General features: G+C 60.4%; 16 protein-coding genes and 1 tRNA gene. 9 read left to right on the top strand and 8 right to left on the bottom strand.

Annotated features, from left to right (window positions below):
- Nucleotides 1-47: 47 nt before the first annotated feature.
- From ACZY0Q_RS00985 to ACZY0Q_RS00970, 4 genes are read right to left on the bottom strand one after another with little or no spacing between them, the layout of a single operon-like run.
- Nucleotides 48-560 carry a flavodoxin family protein gene (locus ACZY0Q_RS00985; protein WP_463913596.1) on the bottom strand — a complete coding sequence of 171 codons (513 nt, stop codon included), beginning with the start codon at nt 558-560 and terminating at the stop codon, nt 48-50.
- A gap of 11 nt (nt 561-571) precedes the next feature.
- Complete coding sequence (locus ACZY0Q_RS00980) at nt 572-1,066, bottom strand: flavin reductase family protein (RefSeq protein WP_463913593.1); 495 nt, start codon at nt 1,064-1,066, stop codon at nt 572-574.
- Nucleotides 1,067-1,078: 12 nt separating this feature from the next.
- Nucleotides 1,079-2,077, bottom strand: coding sequence for a hydroxymethylglutaryl-CoA lyase (locus ACZY0Q_RS00975; protein WP_463913591.1), 999 nt, complete (start codon nt 2,075-2,077; stop codon nt 1,079-1,081).
- Nucleotides 2,078-2,079: 2 nt separating this feature from the next.
- Entirely contained in the window at nt 2,080-3,321 is a 1,242-nt protein-coding gene (locus ACZY0Q_RS00970; RefSeq protein ID WP_463913588.1) for a CaiB/BaiF CoA transferase family protein, read from the bottom strand.
- 267 nt (nt 3,322-3,588) lie between these two features.
- Here ACZY0Q_RS00970 and ACZY0Q_RS00965 point away from each other — a divergent pair, with 267 nt between their 5' ends.
- From ACZY0Q_RS00965 to ACZY0Q_RS00930, 8 genes are all read left to right on the top strand, one after another.
- Nucleotides 3,589-5,076 (top strand): aldehyde dehydrogenase, encoded by a 1,488-nt coding sequence (locus ACZY0Q_RS00965; RefSeq protein WP_463913585.1) that lies wholly within the window; start codon nt 3,589-3,591, stop codon nt 5,074-5,076.
- A 58-nt stretch (nt 5,077-5,134) separates the two neighbouring features.
- Complete coding sequence (locus ACZY0Q_RS00960) at nt 5,135-6,124, top strand: AraC family transcriptional regulator (RefSeq protein WP_463913582.1); 990 nt, start codon at nt 5,135-5,137, stop codon at nt 6,122-6,124.
- Nucleotides 6,125-6,171: 47 nt separating this feature from the next.
- Nucleotides 6,172-7,590: a 3-isopropylmalate dehydratase large subunit gene (gene leuC, locus ACZY0Q_RS00955; RefSeq protein ID WP_463913578.1), complete on the top strand. Its 1,419-nt coding sequence runs from the start codon at nt 6,172-6,174 to the stop codon at nt 7,588-7,590.
- 1 nt (nt 7,591) lies between these two features.
- Entirely contained in the window at nt 7,592-8,179 is a 588-nt protein-coding gene (gene leuD / locus ACZY0Q_RS00950; RefSeq protein WP_463913575.1) for a 3-isopropylmalate dehydratase small subunit, read from the top strand.
- 72 nt (nt 8,180-8,251) lie between these two features.
- Complete coding sequence (locus ACZY0Q_RS00945; RefSeq protein ID WP_463913572.1) at nt 8,252-8,647, top strand: winged helix-turn-helix transcriptional regulator; 396 nt, start codon at nt 8,252-8,254, stop codon at nt 8,645-8,647.
- A gap of 490 nt (nt 8,648-9,137) precedes the next feature.
- A complete protein-coding gene (locus ACZY0Q_RS00940; RefSeq protein WP_463913569.1) occupies nt 9,138-10,280 on the top strand; it encodes an LLM class flavin-dependent oxidoreductase in 1,143 nt (380 codons plus the stop codon).
- Nucleotides 10,281-10,589: 309 nt separating this feature from the next.
- Nucleotides 10,590-10,754, top strand: a complete 165-nt coding sequence (locus ACZY0Q_RS00935) for a hypothetical protein (protein WP_463913566.1) — start codon at nt 10,590-10,592, stop codon at nt 10,752-10,754.
- Nucleotides 10,755-10,919: 165 nt separating this feature from the next.
- Nucleotides 10,920-11,909: an AraC family transcriptional regulator gene (locus tag ACZY0Q_RS00930; protein ID WP_463913563.1), complete on the top strand. Its 990-nt coding sequence runs from the start codon at nt 10,920-10,922 to the stop codon at nt 11,907-11,909.
- A gap of 158 nt (nt 11,910-12,067) precedes the next feature.
- On the opposite strand, the gene ACZY0Q_RS00925 is transcribed toward ACZY0Q_RS00930, so the two are convergent.
- The 3 genes from ACZY0Q_RS00925 to ACZY0Q_RS00915 form a co-directional block, all read right to left on the bottom strand.
- The gene (locus ACZY0Q_RS00925) at nt 12,068-13,039 is read right to left on the bottom strand and encodes a tyrosine-type recombinase/integrase (RefSeq protein WP_463916204.1); all 972 of its coding nucleotides are present in this window, start codon (nt 13,037-13,039) and stop codon (nt 12,068-12,070) included.
- Nucleotides 13,040-13,103: 64 nt separating this feature from the next.
- Nucleotides 13,104-13,556 (bottom strand): tyrosine-type recombinase/integrase, encoded by a 453-nt coding sequence (locus tag ACZY0Q_RS00920; protein ID WP_463913560.1) that lies wholly within the window; start codon nt 13,554-13,556, stop codon nt 13,104-13,106.
- 639 nt (nt 13,557-14,195) lie between these two features.
- A tRNA-Leu gene (locus ACZY0Q_RS00915) sits at nt 14,196-14,277 on the bottom strand.
- A gap of 204 nt (nt 14,278-14,481) precedes the next feature.
- Here ACZY0Q_RS00915 and ACZY0Q_RS00910 point away from each other — a divergent pair.
- Nucleotides 14,482-15,087, top strand: a complete 606-nt coding sequence (locus ACZY0Q_RS00910; RefSeq protein ID WP_463913557.1) for an ANTAR domain-containing response regulator — start codon at nt 14,482-14,484, stop codon at nt 15,085-15,087.
- A gap of 118 nt (nt 15,088-15,205) precedes the next feature.
- On the opposite strand, the gene pyk is transcribed toward ACZY0Q_RS00910, so the two are convergent.
- Nucleotides 15,206-16,690: a pyruvate kinase gene (pyk, locus tag ACZY0Q_RS00905; RefSeq protein WP_463913554.1), complete on the bottom strand. Its 1,485-nt coding sequence runs from the start codon at nt 16,688-16,690 to the stop codon at nt 15,206-15,208.
- Between the last annotated feature and the right edge of the window lie 3 nt (nt 16,691-16,693).

Here is a 16,693-nt window from a genome sequence, read left to right as displayed (position 1 = left end):
CGTGCTGGGTAGCCGCCGCCGGATCGGCGGCCGCTGATCCGGTGGTCCTAGATCCAGGGCCGGATTTCTTGGAAGCTGGGGCATGTCTGCAGGGCAGCGGTGAGTTCCGTGAGGGCCGTTCCGTGAAGTCTGAGGCGCCGCGCCGTGTCTGTCTCGATGGTGCCGTCAGGGTTGAACGCAGTGGAATCGAGATACACGTCGGGGGACAGAATCTGCGTCCCGAAGAATCCGCTGAGTGTGTTGCTGAGTTCCCGCGTGCCGAGGAAGTGCGCGGTGGATGCGCCGGTCATTGCGACCATGGCAGGCGTGCCGTGAAGCGGGCCTTTGTCCGTGGCGGTACTGCGCTCGATGCGTTCCAGAAGCAACCGCATTGCCGCCGTGGGACTCGCCCGATAGGTTGGGCTGCCGAAGACCACACCGTCTGCGGCAGCCATGAGTCCGAGGATCAACTCGTCGTTATGACGGACCAGTTCGGTTTGTGCCCCGCCTTCAGCCGCGCCGGCCAGTATTTCGGCGATCATCCGGTGTGTCTTGCCGGGGCCGTGTGGGCTCGCGTCCACACCGATGATTCTCAAACCAGGACGCCTATCCCGACGTAGCTTCCCTTGAAGAACAGCAGAGGCTCTGCCTCGCCGCGGGCGTTCATGGCTTTGACGCTGCCGATGACGATGGTGTGGTCACCGCCGTCGTACTCTTCGTGGAGTTCGCAGTCGATCCATGCCAGGGCGCTGTCCAGGATGGGGCTGCCCAGCGGGGACATGGTGTGGCTGACTCCTGCGAACTTGTCCGTCCCGGATCGGGCGAATTTGCCGGATAGTTCACGGTGCTCTTCGGGGAGAATGTTGATACAAAACCGTCCGGTGGCCCTGATGACGGGCCAGGTGGAGGACGATCGCGCGGGGTTGAACGCGATCAGCGGCGGTTCCAGCGACAATGAGGAGAATGACTGGCACGTGAATCCGACCGGCCCCTGCTCTGTGTTTGAGGTGATGATGGTCAGTCCGGTGCAGAAATGCCCGAGGATTTCGCGCATCCGGTCCGGTGTGACTTCCAGGTGATTGTCCATGATGTTCTTCCTTCACTGGTGGGTTTGAACGAGGTGGTGATCTGCTGCGTAGGTAAAGCCGATTCGTGGTTCGCATCTGGTCAACGCCGCGGACAGTTCGTGCCCGACGAAGGTGGCAACTTCGGCGCTGATTCGCTTCAGCCCGGCGATATTCAGGCCGGTATCGATTCCCATGTCTTCCAGGAAATTGGTGAGGTCTTCTGTGGCCAGGTTGCCGCTGGCGCCGGGGGCGAAGGGGCACCCGCCCAGCCCTCCGATGGCTGCGTCGAAATCTGTGACACCGATAATGAGGCCGGCCAGGACGTTCGCCAGTGCAGTGTCCCGGGTGTTGTGCAGGTGTAGGCCGATCGAATGGCCGGGCGCCTGGGTCCGGACGGCCTGAACGAGCGCGATGACCCGGTCGGGTGTGGCAGTGCCGATGGTGTCACCAAGGCAGATCCGGTCGGCGCCGGCATGAACAACGGCCCGGACGATGTCCGCTACCCTTCCTACCGGAGTCTGGCCTTCAAACGGGCAGTCGAAGGAGATGGCGACGATGACTTCACAGATACCACCGGCTTCGTGGACCATTTTGATGATCTGCTCACCCGCTTCGACGGACTGCGCGATGGTCTTGCCGGCGTTGGCCTTGGCGTGGCTTTCGGATGCTGAGACCACGTACTGAAGGTGCGTGATTCCGGCAGCGAGAGCCCGCTTTGCGCCGCCGATTCCTGCGACGAGGACGCAGAAGTCGACGTCGGGCCAGCGGTGCAGTTCTTTGACGAGTTCGGCGGCGTCAGCCAGGGCCGGGACCGCAGTCGGTGAGACGAAGCTGGTTACCTCGACTCGCCGTACGCCCGCTGCCACTAGACCATCGATCATCCGGAGCTTCCGGTCCAGCGTCAGTTCGCGCTCGAGTTGGAGCCCGTCCCGGGGGCCGACTTCACGGATATCGACGGCACAGGGCAGGCTGTAGCCCGCGGCGGAAGCAATGGATTCCAGGGTCAGGGGCGCGCTTCTTTGTTCGTTCATTGTCAGATCACCTCGCTGTCTGTGAGTTCTTTGAGTTCTTCATCCTCGAGGCCAAGGAGGCCGCGGTAGACGTCGTCGTTGTCGAAGCCTGGCTCCGGCCGGCCCGCCCACCGGACGGAGCCTTTTGCACTGGAGAATTTAGGGACGACACCCGGACCCTTGATTTTGCGGCCGATGCGGAGGTCGTCGTGATCGACGAACATGTCCCTATGGATGAGCTGCGGGTCCTTCATGACTTCGGCCACGGTGTTGACCGGACCGCAGACCACGCCGGCTTCGTCGAGCAGGCGCACGAGGTCAGACGCGGACTGGCTGGAAGCCCACTGTGCGACGCTGTCGTCGAGCTCGTCCTGATGGCGCCCGCGGGACACATGGTCAGCGTATTTCTCCTCCAGGGCCAGTTCCGGGCGTCCCATGACGCCGCAGAGGCGGGCGAAAACGGTGTCCTGGTTTGCGGCGATGATGACGGGAAGACCATCACCGCTCGTGTAAACGTTGGATGGTGCGATCCCGTCGAGACGGGTACCGGAGGGTTTACGCACGACTCCCGCGCCGTCGAAGTCGGGGATGGTCGATTCCATGAGGGCAAGGCATGACTCGGTCAGGGCGACATCGATGACGTCTCCTTCGCCGGTGGCGCGGGAACGGATCAATCCTGCGAGAATCCCTTGGGCTGCGAACATGCCCGCGAAGGAGTCGCCCAGGGACAGGGCGATCCGCGGCGGCAGCTGCCCTGGATACCCGTTGATGGACCTGAAGCCGCTGATGCCCTCGGCGACGGAGGCGTAACCGGGTTTGAGCGCGTCGGGACCATCCTGGCCGTACCCGGACACTCTGGCAATCACCAGCCGCGGGTTCTCTTGAAGCAGGACGTCCGGGCCAATCCCCCATTTCTCCAGTGTGCCGGGGCGGAAGTTCTCGATGACAGCATCGCTTTGCGCAACCAGGTCTTTGAAGAGGCCGATTCCACGCGGTGTGCGCAGGTTCAGCGTGACGCACTTTTTGTTCCGTGCGTGAACCGTCCAGAACAACCGGTGGCCGTCGATTTCTCCCTGGCCCCAGGTCCGCAGCGGATCGGGCCGGTCTGACGTCTCAATTTTGATGACTTCAGCACCCATGTCAGCCAAAAGCCTTCCCGCGAATGGGCCGGCGACCAGGGATCCGAGTTCCAAAATCCGCATTCCTTCGAGCGGTCCGCCCTGCGGTCTCGGCGCTTCTTCGCGCCGGATCGGCAGTGTTTCCATCTGTTCTTCCTCCTGTACCCCGAGGGGTGATGTCCATCACTGATTGCGTGATGGATCACAACGCTATGAGGAGAACGGGGTCATCGGACAGCCGACAAATGCGCCGCAGTAGCCAATTTCCGCAGAGTTTCGACGACCGAAAATACTCTGCGAAAACCGGCTGCCCGCTTGCGCAGAACGGCTAGTGTGACCCAACTCTCAGTGCGTACGGTCATCTCAGAGCTTCATCACAGAACGGTGGTGTTCAGCTGAAAGGAAGGCAAAGAAATGTCGACAACGACGTTGATAAGGGAGAAGTTCTCCCTCTACATCGGTGGAAAATTCATCCCCGGATCGTCGGGAAAATCATTCACCACTGCCAGCCCTTACACCGGGGAGGAGTGGGCAGAACTGGCGGAAGGCACAGTGGCAGACGTCGACGCAGCAGTCGCCAGTGCACGCGCGGCCCTCACCGGACCTTGGGGCGAAATGACTGGCACAGCCCGAAGCGCATTGCTCCGTAGGCTCGGAGACGTCATCGAGGAGAACGCAGAGCGGCTCGCCACTCTCGAGGTCAATGATTCGGGCAAGCTCTACCACGAGATGATCGGACAAACCCGGGATCTGCCCCAGTGGTACTACTACTACGCCGGCCTCGCCGACAAGATCGAGGGACGCCAGATCCCCACAGACAAGCCCAACTTCCTGGTGTACACACGGCGAGAGCCTTTGGGCGTGATCGGTGCCATCACACCCTGGAATTCTCCCTTGCTGCTGCTGACATTCAAACTGGCCCCCGCGCTTGCGGCGGGCTGCACTTTCGTGGTCAAACCCAGCGAACACTCCCCCGCTTCCACAGCCTTTCTGGCCGAACTCGTAGACCGGGCCGGATTTCCCCCAGGAGTCTTCAACGTCGTCACCGGCGAAAGCCGCGAACTGGGCCAGGCCCTGGCAGCACATCCCGGTGTGGACAAGATTGCATTCACCGGTTCAACAGCAACCGGCGCCCTCGTGGCACAGGCAGCCGGAAAGAACCTTAATAAGGTGACACTTGAGCTGGGTGGTAAGAGCCCCCAAGTAGTGTTCGAGGATGCTGATTTGGAATCTGCAGCCAACGGCCTTGTTGCCGGGGTGTTCGCGGCCACGGGCCAGAGCTGCATGGCCGGATCCCGACTGATCGTTCACGAGTCCATCCACGACAAACTCGTCGATCTGGTGGTGGCGCAGGCTAACGAAATCAAGCTGGGTGACCCCAAAGCCGCTGGCACGCAGATGGGTCCGGTTGCGAACGGCCCGCAGTATGGGAAGGTTCTGGACTACATCCAGAAGGCCCGGGACGAAGGCGGGGTCATCGCCTGCGGAGGCTTCACACCTGAGGACCTTGGCGGCTTCTTTATCCGCCCGACCGTCATTACAGGGGTCAACAGGGATTCAACCGTGGTCCGGGAGGAAATTTTCGGACCGGTGCTCTCCGTCTACACCTTCAAGGACGAGGCTGAAGCGATCGAACTCGCCAACGACTCGGAGTACGGCCTCGCAGGCGCGGTCTGGACCAAAGACGTTCATAGGGCACACAGGGTCGCCGGGGCCATCAAGGCCGGCACCATTTGGATCAACGCCTACCGCGTTGTGGCTCCGCAGGTTCCGTTCGGTGGCTTCGGGGCATCCGGCATCGGCCGCGAAAACGGCATCGATGCCATCAACGACTACACCGAAAATAAGTCCATCTGGGTCGAACTGACAGGCGGCACCCGTGACCCGTTCAAATTAGGCTGACTCCCTCGGCCAACCCATACTCACAACAAATTCCAGTCAAAGGTCAATGGAGTCCTTGATGAACCAGATCCTCAAGCTACTCGATGCGTTCCCTGTCCTGCACACCAAGGATATGGATGCTGCGCGTGAAGCAGTCACCGGTATCTACCTGCCGAACGTGATGAAAACCCGGGACGACCATCGACTGGATGTGACGCTCAATGCCTGGGGCGGGCATGACATGACCGTCGGCTATCTCACTTACCAGTCAGAGACCCGGCTTACGATGCCCGCCCCGGAGGACTTCTACCATCTGAACCTCACCCTGGCGGGGTCCACCGAAGGATTCAGGGCTGATGGGAAACGAGCCGAAACCTCCCCTGGCCGGACGGGGCTGCTCCTGCTCCCCCATCTGGGCACTGACATCGTCTGGTCCCAGGAAGCTGAACAGATTATCCTGCGCTTCTCCCGGCCGATGTTGGAAAATTTCGCCGCCGACATGATTGGTCAGCCCGTGGATAAACCCATTGACTTTGAATTCGGCTTCGACATCTCCACCGGCCGAGGAGGAAGCCTGCTCGCATCGGCCCAGTTCATGGCAACGGAACTGAACCGTCCCGGGGGCATCACAGAGAACCCGCTCGTTCTGGAACAGCTCGAATCGTTCCTGATGAGCAACGTCCTCATGGCTGTGCCCAATAACTACAGCGAGGGGCTGCTGAAGCCGCCGCCCACCGTGAACCTGGGCCGACTCAAGCCCGTGATCGAGTTCATCGATGCCAACGCCGACGAACCGATCACACCTTCCGAACTGGCCAGGGTCGGGCTGATGAGTATCCGTACCCTGCACGCGTCATTTCAACAGACCCTTGGCACCGCCCCCATGGAGTACCTGCGGCGGGTCCGGATGGAACGGGTGCGGGCAGAACTGGTCTCCAACCGAGACCCCGACCTGAAGATCACCGACCTGGCCAACAGGTGGGGGTTCTACCACCCCAGCCGGTTCGCCGCCCGATACCGGCAAATGTACGGCGAACTCCCCAGCGAAACCCTCCAACGCCACGCCTAACTATCACTGCCGCGGACCACGCTGCACCGACTGAATTGAGAGTCTCTATGGGCTACACCCTTGCCGAAAAAGTGTGGAACTCCCACATCGTGCGCCACGAGGACGGCACACCGGACCTCCTGTACATCGATCTTCATCTCGTTAACGAGGTCACAAGCCCGCAGGCCTTCCAAGGCCTGGATTTGGCCGGACGGAAAGTGCGCAGGCCGGACCTGACCATTGCGATGGAGGACCATAATGTGCCGACTATGGGAATTGATAAGCCGATAGGGGACCTGACCTCCCGGCTCCAAGTTCAGACCCTTAGAGCAAATTGCTCCAAGTACGGCATCAACCTGTTCAACATGGGCAGCCCCGATCAAGGCATCGTTCATGTCGTTGGGCCGCAGTTGGGCCTCACCCAGCCAGGTATGACCATTGTGTGCGGCGACTCTCACACCTCTACGCACGGGGCATTTGGTGCCCTCGCCTTCGGTATCGGAACCAGCGAGGCCGAACACGTGCTCGCGACGCAAACGCTGCCGCTGGCGCCTTTCAAAACCATGGCCGTCAACATCGAGGGCCACCTTGCTCCCGGCGTTACATCCAAGGACGTCATCCTCGCCCTGATCGCACAGATCGGGACCGGTGGAGGGCAAGGTTACGTACTCGAATACCGCGGCGCCGCCATCAAGGACATGTCCATGGAAGCGCGTATGACCGTCTGCAACATGTCCGTCGAGGCTGGGGCCCGAGCCGGCCTCATCGCCCCGGACGCTAAGACCCTCGAATACCTCAGGGGCAAGCCATACGCCCCGACCGAGGATGCATGGGACGCCGCCTCGGAATACTGGCTTTCGTTGGCAAGCGACGAGGACGCAGTCTTCGACGCCGAAATCACTCTCAACGCTGGGTCGATCACACCGTTCGTCACGTGGGGAACTAACCCCGCCCAGGCTGTCCCCATTTCCGGCAACGTGCCTCACCCTGATGACTACTCCGAAGATCGCGAGAAGTCCGCGGCGAAGAAATCCCTCGCCTACATGGGGCTGGCACCCGGAACAGCCATGAGGGATATTGCTGTCGACATGGTCTTCCTCGGCTCCTGCACCAACGGCCGCATCGAAGACCTGCGCGCAGCAGCAACAGTTCTGGCAGGCCACCGCATCAAAGAAGGCCTCCAAATGCTTGTGGTGCCTGGTTCCATGAGGGTCAAAGCCCAGGCGGAAAAAGAAGGCCTCGACCAAATTTTTCTGGACGCGGGGGCTGAGTGGCGTTTCGCCGGTTGCTCTATGTGCCTGGGAATGAACCCGGATCAGGTCCCCGCCGGCAAACGCTGCGTCTCGACCTCCAACCGAAACTTCGAAGGCCGACAGGGGCGGGGCAGCATGACTCACCTAGTTTCACCGCCCGTAGCCGCCGCGACCGCCATTCGGGGCACCATCTCAACACCGTCGGACCTCCAGAGAACCGGAACAGGAAAATAGCGTGCAAAAATTCGACAAACACACCGGGGCAGCCATGCCCTTGCAGCAGACAAACGTTGATACCGATCAGATCATCCCCTCTAAATTTCTGAAAAGGATCAGCCGGATCGGCTTCGCAGACGCCCTCTTCGCCGATCTTCGAGCTGACAAACAATTCCCGCTCGATAATCCCCGCTTCGCCGGTGCTTCAATCCTGGTCGCCGGAGCCGACTTCGGAACAGGATCATCAAGGGAACACGCCGTGTGGGCCCTCATGGACCACGGATTCAAAGTCGTCATCTCACCAAAGTTCGCGGATATCTTCCGGGGAAACTGCGGAAAAGCCGGGCTCGTGGCCGCAAAGCTCGATCAGGCAGACGTAGAGGACATCTGGGAAGCAATTGACAGCACCCCCGGTCTCCGATTGACAGTCAACCTGGCCGATCAAAGCATCATCTGCGCCGAGCGGACGTACACGTTCGACATCGACAACTACGTAAAGTGGCGCCTCCTCGAAGGGCTCGACGACATCGACCTGACAGAACGCGCCAGCGCAGACATCTCGGCCTTTGAAGCACGAAGACCGGCCTTCCTGCCAACCGTGAGGTAGCGCCGAATGGCACGGATCCGACACCTGCACCCTGGGCATTTCATCAAAACACGGACGAAAAGGATCGCGACAGTGGGCTTCGCAGCAAAAAAGCTCGGGGGCCTAGACCCCTACTGGTCAGAAGAACTAACGGTCGCCGCTGCGGTGTATGGCACACCTGCGCACATGCAAATCATCCGCTATCTGCGGACGAATGGGCCATCGAGCCGCCACGACGTCGCCACCAGCACCGGCCTCAGCTACGGCCTTGCCGCACAATGTCTGAACAAGCTCAAAGGCGCCGGGGTCGTGACGACCCCTCCGGAGGAGCTGATTGCCAGGACATACCACCTTGAGGCCGATCGAGCGCGCACCCTTTTCCAAGCGCTGGAAAGCTACCTGAGCGCCGGGCAGGAGGATCATCCGGATTCATCAGCCTCCGCCGTTGTGGTGCGCATTCACCGCGGACTGGCCCGGCAAGACTGCTGACGCCGGCGGCCTCATACCAGCCGAAACCGCGCCCGTCCCCCTACAACAAAGACTGCACAAAGCGGCTGTTGGACGGCACTGAATGGATGGTGTGACCTGGCTCTCAATCAATATCGTATAGGTATGAGCCCCTCCGAACGGTGAAGGTCCGTAAGAAGAGATTGCGAAAGCGCGCAACACTCGATCTGCTCCTCAGGGAGAAGGCTCAGGCAATCGAACCAACTACTCAATCAGATGCCGTCCCTACCCGGCGGCTCTCTGGACAAGGGTCGTCCATCAAGATCTCAGAGTAGAGGCAGATGCCGATGCCGGCACAGTGAGACACCCTCAACCCCATCGTTGCACTGCAAGAACCGTTCACATGACCGATTCCCTGGAGCCGGACGCGAGAACGGGATGGAACTACTCAATGGCTCCGCAGAGTCGGGTATGTCGAACTTACCGGCGCGACCCCGGATCCAAATATGCTCGGATAGAAGGAAACAAAACAATGACAATGCCTGCCCACGAATTCGACACTTTCGGCGTCGGAAACGTCGATATCGAATCAACCCCCATAATGAATGACCAGAAGATGAAGCTGGGCCTGTTCGCATTCAACTGCAGCGGCGGCATGGTGATGAGTAACGCTCCCACGACCTTCAGAGTCACCTGGGATCAGCAGGTCAAGATTGCACAACTTGCCGATCGCATCGGCTTTGAAGCAATCGTCCCGGTGGCCCGCTGGCGAGGCTTCGGCGGCGACACCAACTTCAACGGTGTTTGCTTCGAAACCTTTACGTGGGCTGCAGGACTTGCCCAGGCGACGAAGAGGATTCAGGTTTTCACCACCACTCACGTACCCACGGTCCACCCAATCGTCGCGGCGAAAGCGGCGACGACCATCGACCACATCTCAGGTGGACGGTACGGTATCAACGTTGTTATGGGTTGGTTCCCGCCGGAAATGGAAATGTTCGGCAATAAGCAGAAGGCCCACGATGACCGCTACAAATTCGGCGCCGAGTGGCTGGACTTCGTCGAAGAACTGTGGACCAAGCCGGGCGAGTTCGACTTCAAAGGCGAATTCTTCGATGCCAAGGGAGTCGAAGCCTACCCCAAACCGTTGACTGGCCCCCGGCCCGCATTAATCAACGCGGGAAGCTCACCAGCCGGACTGGAATTCTCCGCCAAGTACGTGGATGTAAATCTCACGGCACTGGATAGCCTGGAAAGCATGCGCGAACACTCAACAAAAATCAAGACCAGGGCGCGTGACGGATATGGCCGGAAGATCCAAGTCATGACTTACGCGCTCGTGGTGTGCAGGGACACCGAAGAAGAGGCCCAGGCCGCGCACCGACAGATCATCGAAGAAGGCGACTGGGCCGGCGCACGGAACGTGATGAGCGCCCTAGGCATGGAAAGCGAGTCATTCGCCGCGCAAATCGAAAAGTACCAGGAACGGTTCATTGCCGGCTGGGGAGGGATCAACATTATCGGTACGCCGGAGCAAGTGGTCGAGCAGTTCCGTGAGCTCTCCGAGGCCGGCATGGACGGCACCATCCTGGGATTCCTTGACTACGAAAAGGAACTGGAGCACTTCAATGAAAAGGTAATGCCCTTGCTCAAAGAAGCAGGACTGCGCCACTGAGCCCACACGATGAACCGGCTGGACTTCATCCCCACAGCGTGGAGCCGCACTAAGGAGCAGTTCTAGCCGACGGCTCTGTTAGTTCGGCGGGCCGACCATGGCCGGCCCAGAGGAAGTCCCCGTCCGTATCTTGGACGGGGACTTCCCGTTGCCCCGAGCTCGTGAAAATTATGCCCCCGTAGCGACCAAGCGGTCCGCCGCGATGGACTTCTCCAGGAAGTGAACGTGAACTATGCATCGCCAGACACCTGGGAGTCCATGACGAGCTACCCTCAGGAATCGGGGCATGGCACCGACGAGTAGAATCGGATGGTCGACGTGATGGTGCAGAGTCAGTCCTTTCAGACGCAGATCGAGAAGCTTGCGATGCATTTCATCGCCGACTGGCGGCTATTGTCCGTGCGCACACGGGTCAGGACCACGGCGCTGGCAACATCACAAAATACGGTAACGAACGGCTTCGCAATGGGGTGATCAACGACAACGAGGAGCTCAGTTACTCCAACGGCAACATGCCCCTCCTGAAGCAGGCCGGGCTCCGCCATGAATCTCAACAGCACGCCAGTACAGGCGCGGGAACACGAACCGTCCACGGCGCATTCAGCAACCCCATCCAGTCAAAGGTCAACGGAGCCCTTGATGAAACAAATCCTCAAGTTACTCGATGCACATCCTGTCCTGCACACCAAGGACCTGGATGCCGCCCGCGAAGCCGTCACCGGCATCTACTTGCCGAATGTGATGAAAACACGGGACGACAAGCGACTGGACGTGACGCTGAATGCATGGGGCGGACATGACATGACGATTGGTTATCTGACTTATCAGTCAGAAACCCGGCTCACGATGCCCGCGCCCCAGGACTTCTATCACCTGAACCTCACACTCGCAGGAGCCACCGAAGGATTCAGGGCAGATGGAAAACGCGCCGAAACCTCCCCCGGCCGTACAGGGTTGCTGCTACTCCCCCACCTGGGGACCGATATCGTCTGGTCTCAGGAGGCCGAGCAGATCATCCTGCGATTTTCGAGGCCGATGTTGGAAAACTTCGCCTCCGACCTGATTGGTCACCCAGTGGATAACCCAATCTCCTTTGACTTTGGCTTCGACATTTCCACAGGCAGAGGCGGTAGCCTGCTCGCTTCAGCCCAGTTCATGGCTACGGAATTGAACCGTCCGGGTGGCATTGCGGAGAACCCGCTCGTTCTGGAGCAACTGGAGTCTTTCCTGATGAGCAACGTTCTCATGGCCGTGCCAAACAACTACAGCGAGACCCTTCTCACGCCACCTCCCGCTGTGAACCTGGGCCGGCTCAAGCCCGTGATCGACTTCATCGAGGCAAACGCCGACGAACCGATCACCCCTTCTGAACTGGCGAGGGTCGGCCTCATGAGCATCCGCACGCTCCATGCATCATTCCACCAGACGCTTGGGACAGCGCCCATGGAGTATCTGCGCCGCGTGCGGATGGAGCGTGTGCGGGCAGAACTCGTGACGAACAGGAACCCCGACCTGAAAATCACCGACCTCGCCAACAGGTGGGGGTTCTACCACCAGAGCCGGTTCGCTGGTAGGTACCGGCAAATGTACGGGGAACTCCCCAGCGAAACCCTGCAGCGGCACGTCTAATTTTGAGACCGAGGACGTCAAGGGGATGTTGGACGAACTGCCAGATTCCCCGCCGCCACCTTGGCCGACCCACCCATCCCCATCGGCAGCATCACGCTTATTCAGCGAAAGAAACCACTAACAGTGGCCAGTAGCGAAGAAAGGGTTAACGTTTCGTGCTATTTCAGTGTGTAGAGCAGTTGAAGTTCATTTTCACTGAGCGCCTCAATGCTCATGTCGCTGATGGCCGGTGTGGCGGCATTCATTGCTGCCCGCATCATGTCGAGGGTGGCGAAGGCGTAGAACGCCGAGGTGGTGCTCATGCTTTCGTGTCCGAGCAACTGCATGATGATCGGCAACGGCATGCCTTGCTTGTAGAGGACCATGGCCTTGGTCTTCCGCAGCATGTGGCAGTGGAGGTTGCCCGGGATCGAAGGGCACCGTTCGCGGGCGATGTCCCCGGCTTTCTTGAGCAGCGCGGAGACGGTGTCGCTGGAAAGGGCAGTTGGTTGGCCGCGGTGAAAGCTATGGAACAGGGGCCGCGTCGCCGGCCGGTCTGCGCGTTGCGGGTGGAACTCGTAGAGATGGACCTTCAGGTGTTCCACGGCTTTTTCTCCGAGGGGGACGACGCGGCTCTTGTCCCGTTTCCCGGTGAGGGTCAGGTGGGCTGGTCTTGCCAGTGCCAGGTCGTCAATGGTTAGCGCCGTGATCTCACTGACCCGTGCGCCGCTGTCGTAGAGCAGGATGAGCAGCATGCGGTTCCGGCGTGATTTCACGTCCTTGCCGTCGTAGGCGGCGAGAATCGCTGCCGTCTCGTTTTCCTGGAGGTATTCGATGGGTTTGCGCGGCGTGGGCGGTGCCTTGATGTTCTTGGCAGCTTGGTAAACCGCGACCAGGGTGAGGTCTTCCGCGGACGCGAAATTCAGGAAGGCCTTGACAGAGCTCAGGCGCAGGCCGATGGTGGCGGGCCTGTAGTTCTTGGCTTGCCGCATCCAGACCAGCCAGTCCTTGAGGAATTGCCGGTCGAAGTGGTCAAAGCCGATGTTCTGGCGGCGGATCTGCTTCTGAGTGACCAGGTAATGGACGTAGCTTTCCAGACTGATCCGGTATGCCTCAATGCTGCGCGGCGCCATTTCCCTGACATTGGGCAGGAAGTCGTGCAGGTAGTTCCGTGCGTAACCCCAGAATCAGGTGCCGGTTCGTGGGTTCTGCGTTTCATTCGAATCCCACCTCGGGAAACACACCTTGGCCGTCGAGGGTGAGTGCTGCGTAGCCTTCCATGAAGTCCGGCGATGTGTGGATGTAGTAGAAGGTGCTGTCCAGCGATGCATGCCCCATAAACCGGGCGAGGTAGGGCAGCATCGCATTGACGTCGGTGCCTTCGGCCATCCATCGTTCGATGTTGGCGTAGGCGAAATGGTGGCGGAAGGAGTAGGGGTGAGGCTGTCTGCCACCAACTGCCCGTGGCAACCCGGCTTGGTCCCAGATCCGGTTAAACGTGACCCCGATCGATGCCGGTGATACCGGGGCTGCGGTCGAGGAGACGAAGAACCCAGGACGGCGTTGCCCGAACCTCTTGCGGGATATCCGGTCACAGTCGGCGAGGACATCGATGACCTGGCCGGTGATTGGCAGGCGCCGGCTCCTGTTGCCCTTGGACCACAGCACATCGATTTCCCCTTTATCGAGGTCAACGTCCCGGGGTTGCAGTCTGCGGGGTTTCGCAGGTACGAAGCCCGCACGAGTGCATCAGCGCAAAAAAGGCGATGGACTGCCAGTTCCACGGCGAAGTGGTCTCCAGCTCGGTAGCGGATCGGAAGAACAACGTTTGCCGCACGTCATGTCGCACATCGTCTTCGTACGCATGAAGTCGTATCAACCGAAAACGGTCCAGAAAAGGACCAAGCTGCAAGGTGAACGACCCCACGTGTACAGGCGTGCACAATCTGCACACCCCTTTGGCCGGACAAAAGCCACGTTCCCACTCCCCCAGACAGGAGAAAGAAGCGAGACACAGCGAAAAAGACTCGGGAAACCACTCAAAGGTCATGCCGTCAACACAACCCGTAACCATGAAGGAGTGATGGCCAACCACGGCCACCAGAACAACCCAGAAAGCGAGGAAAAATACCCCCCACATCCCAGCAGGCGGAGGGCCCACCAGCCAAGACCCTGCCCACGCCAACCACACAACTTCACAGGCCACCGCGGCGCCAGGCACAGACCGCGGCCAGTGTCAGAGGGATCCGCGGAGGGTCAATGTCCACACATTAAAAGCAAAACCCCCTCTGACGAGGGGAAACACTGTGCCCGAGGTGGGACTCGAACCCACACACCTTTCGATACCGCATTTTGAGTGCGGCGCGTCTGCCAATTCCGCCACTCGGGCGCGGAATACGTGGTGCAAACCGGTACGCCCACAGCTGATTGTGAGCAACGCGATCGCTTCACGTACGCGGAATTACTCTACATGCAGATAGGCTGAATTCCAGAATCGCGCCACTGACGCCGCAATAGACCATGCAGATCAAAGTACGGCCGGGGGCGCACCTAAGATGGTGACGTCCTCGCCGTACATTTCCAAGGAGATCCCGTGACTGAACAAACGGAGTCAAACCCCACGTCCCAGCCGGCGCGCCGCGTCATTGTGGCCGAGGATGAAACCCTCATCCGCCTCGACATCATTGAGATCCTGCGCGGCGAAGGTTATGACGTGGTGGGCGAAGCCGACAACGGCGAGAAGGCCGTGCAGCTGGCCGAGGAACTCAAGCCGGACCTGGTCCTGATGGACGTCAAGATGCCCATCATGGACGGCATCACCGCGGCCGAGAAGATTGTCAAGGCCCGCATCGCCCCCGTCGTGCTCTTGACGGCTTTCAGCCAGAAGGAACTCGTGGAGCGCGCCCGCGACGCCGGCGCCATGGCCTACGTCGTCAAGCCGTTCACCCCGGCGGACCTCATCCCGGCCCTGGAGATTGCGCTCTCCCGCCACGAGGAAATCAAAGCCCTTGAAAGCGAAGTGTCGGACCTGCAGGAGCAGTTCGCCACCCGCAAGCTCGTCGAGCGCGCCAAGAGCCTGCTGACAACCAAGATGGGCCTGACGGAGCCTGAGGCTTTCCGCTGGATCCAGAAGACCTCCATGGACCGCCGCCTCAGCATGCGTGAGGTTGCCGAGACCATCATCAACCAGGTCAACTAAAAGATTCTAGGTTGAGCCTGTCGAGATTTCGGCAGGCTCAACCACTGAACAACAGCCCAACCACCGGGCCAAAGATAAGGACCCCTGCCAGCCGGCAGGGGTCCTTCGTCTTAAGTTGCTATGCCGTCGGCCAGGGACCGAGCTTCTCCCTGGGAGCACCTTCGCTGGCGTCGCCCAGGCTGCCGGCGTCTGCAAAGTCGCCCACCCTGTGCGCCTTCAGCGAGTTGGTGGAACCGGCCTTTCCGGGAGGCGACCCGGCGGCAATGATCACCAGGTCACCGTCCTCGACGAGCTTCATTTCGAGCAGACTGCGGTCAACCTGGGCCGTCATCTCGTCGGTGTGGCCCACCATGGGAACCAGCACCGGCTGGATGCCCCAGGTCAGCGCCAGCTGGTTCCACACGTGCTCCACCGGGGTGAAAGCGAACACCGGCCGGATGGGACGCAGGCGTGACAGGCGACGTGCGGAATCACCGGACTGGGTGAAAGTACAGATGTACTTTGCTTCCAGCTGGTCGGCGATTTCGACGGCGGCGCGGGTGATGGCGCCGCCACGGGTCTTGGGCTTGGTGCCCAGCGGCGGAACGCGTTCCAGGCCGTGGACCTCGGTGGATTCGATGATCCGGGCCATGACCTTGACGGTCTCGATCGGGTACTTGCCCACGCTGGTCTCGCCGGACAGCATAACGGCGTCTGCACCGTCGAGTACGGCGTTGGCGCAGTCAGATGCCTCTGCACGGGTGGGGCGCGGGTTATCGATCATGGACTCGAGGACCTGCGTGGCCACGATGACCGGCTTCGCCCAGCGGCGTGCCAGTTCAATGGCGCGCTTCTGCACGATCGGCACTTCCTCCAGCGGAAGTTCCACACCAAGATCGCCACGGGCCACCATAATGGCGTCGAAGGCGTCGATGATTTCGTGCAGCTGCTCCACTGCCTGCGGCTTTTCGATCTTGGCGATGACCGGCACACGGCGGCCTTCTTCGTCCATGATCTCGTGCACACGGACAATGTCGGAGGCGTCACGCACGAACGACAGGGCAACCAGGTCAACACCGCGGCGCATGGCCCAGCGGAGATCGTCCTCGTCCTTTTCGCTCAGTGCCGGCACGTTGACCGCAACGCCGGGAAGGTTGATGCCCTTGTTGTTGGACACCATTCCGCCCACTGTTACCACGGTGACAACCTTGACGTCGTCGACCTCAGTCGCCCGCAGGGCCACCTTGCCGTCGTCGATCAGCAGCGCATCCCCCACGTTGACGTCCTCGGTGAGGCTCTTCAGCGTGGTGGAGCAGATGTCCTTGGTGCCCGGAACGTCCTCCGTGGTGATCGTGAAGACATCACCTTCGGCCAGTGCGTGGGGGCCGTCCACAAAGCGGCCAAGACGGATCTTGGGGCCCTGCAGGTCAGCCATGATGGCCACCGGCTTGCTCAGCTGTGCTGCTGCCTTGCGGACATTCTCGTAGGTGTTGTCGTGCACGGCGTAGTCACCGTGACTCATGTTCATCCGGGCAACATCCACACCGGCTTCCAACACCGCGAGCGTGTTCTCAAAGCTGGCAATTGCCGGGCCAAAAGTGGCCACAATCTTAGCGCGTCTCATATA

The sequence above is a fragment of the Pseudarthrobacter lactosi genome (genome assembly GCF_055412785.1).
The sequence above is the reverse complement of the archived record's forward strand: the minus strand, read 5'-3'. Positions and strand labels throughout refer to the sequence as shown.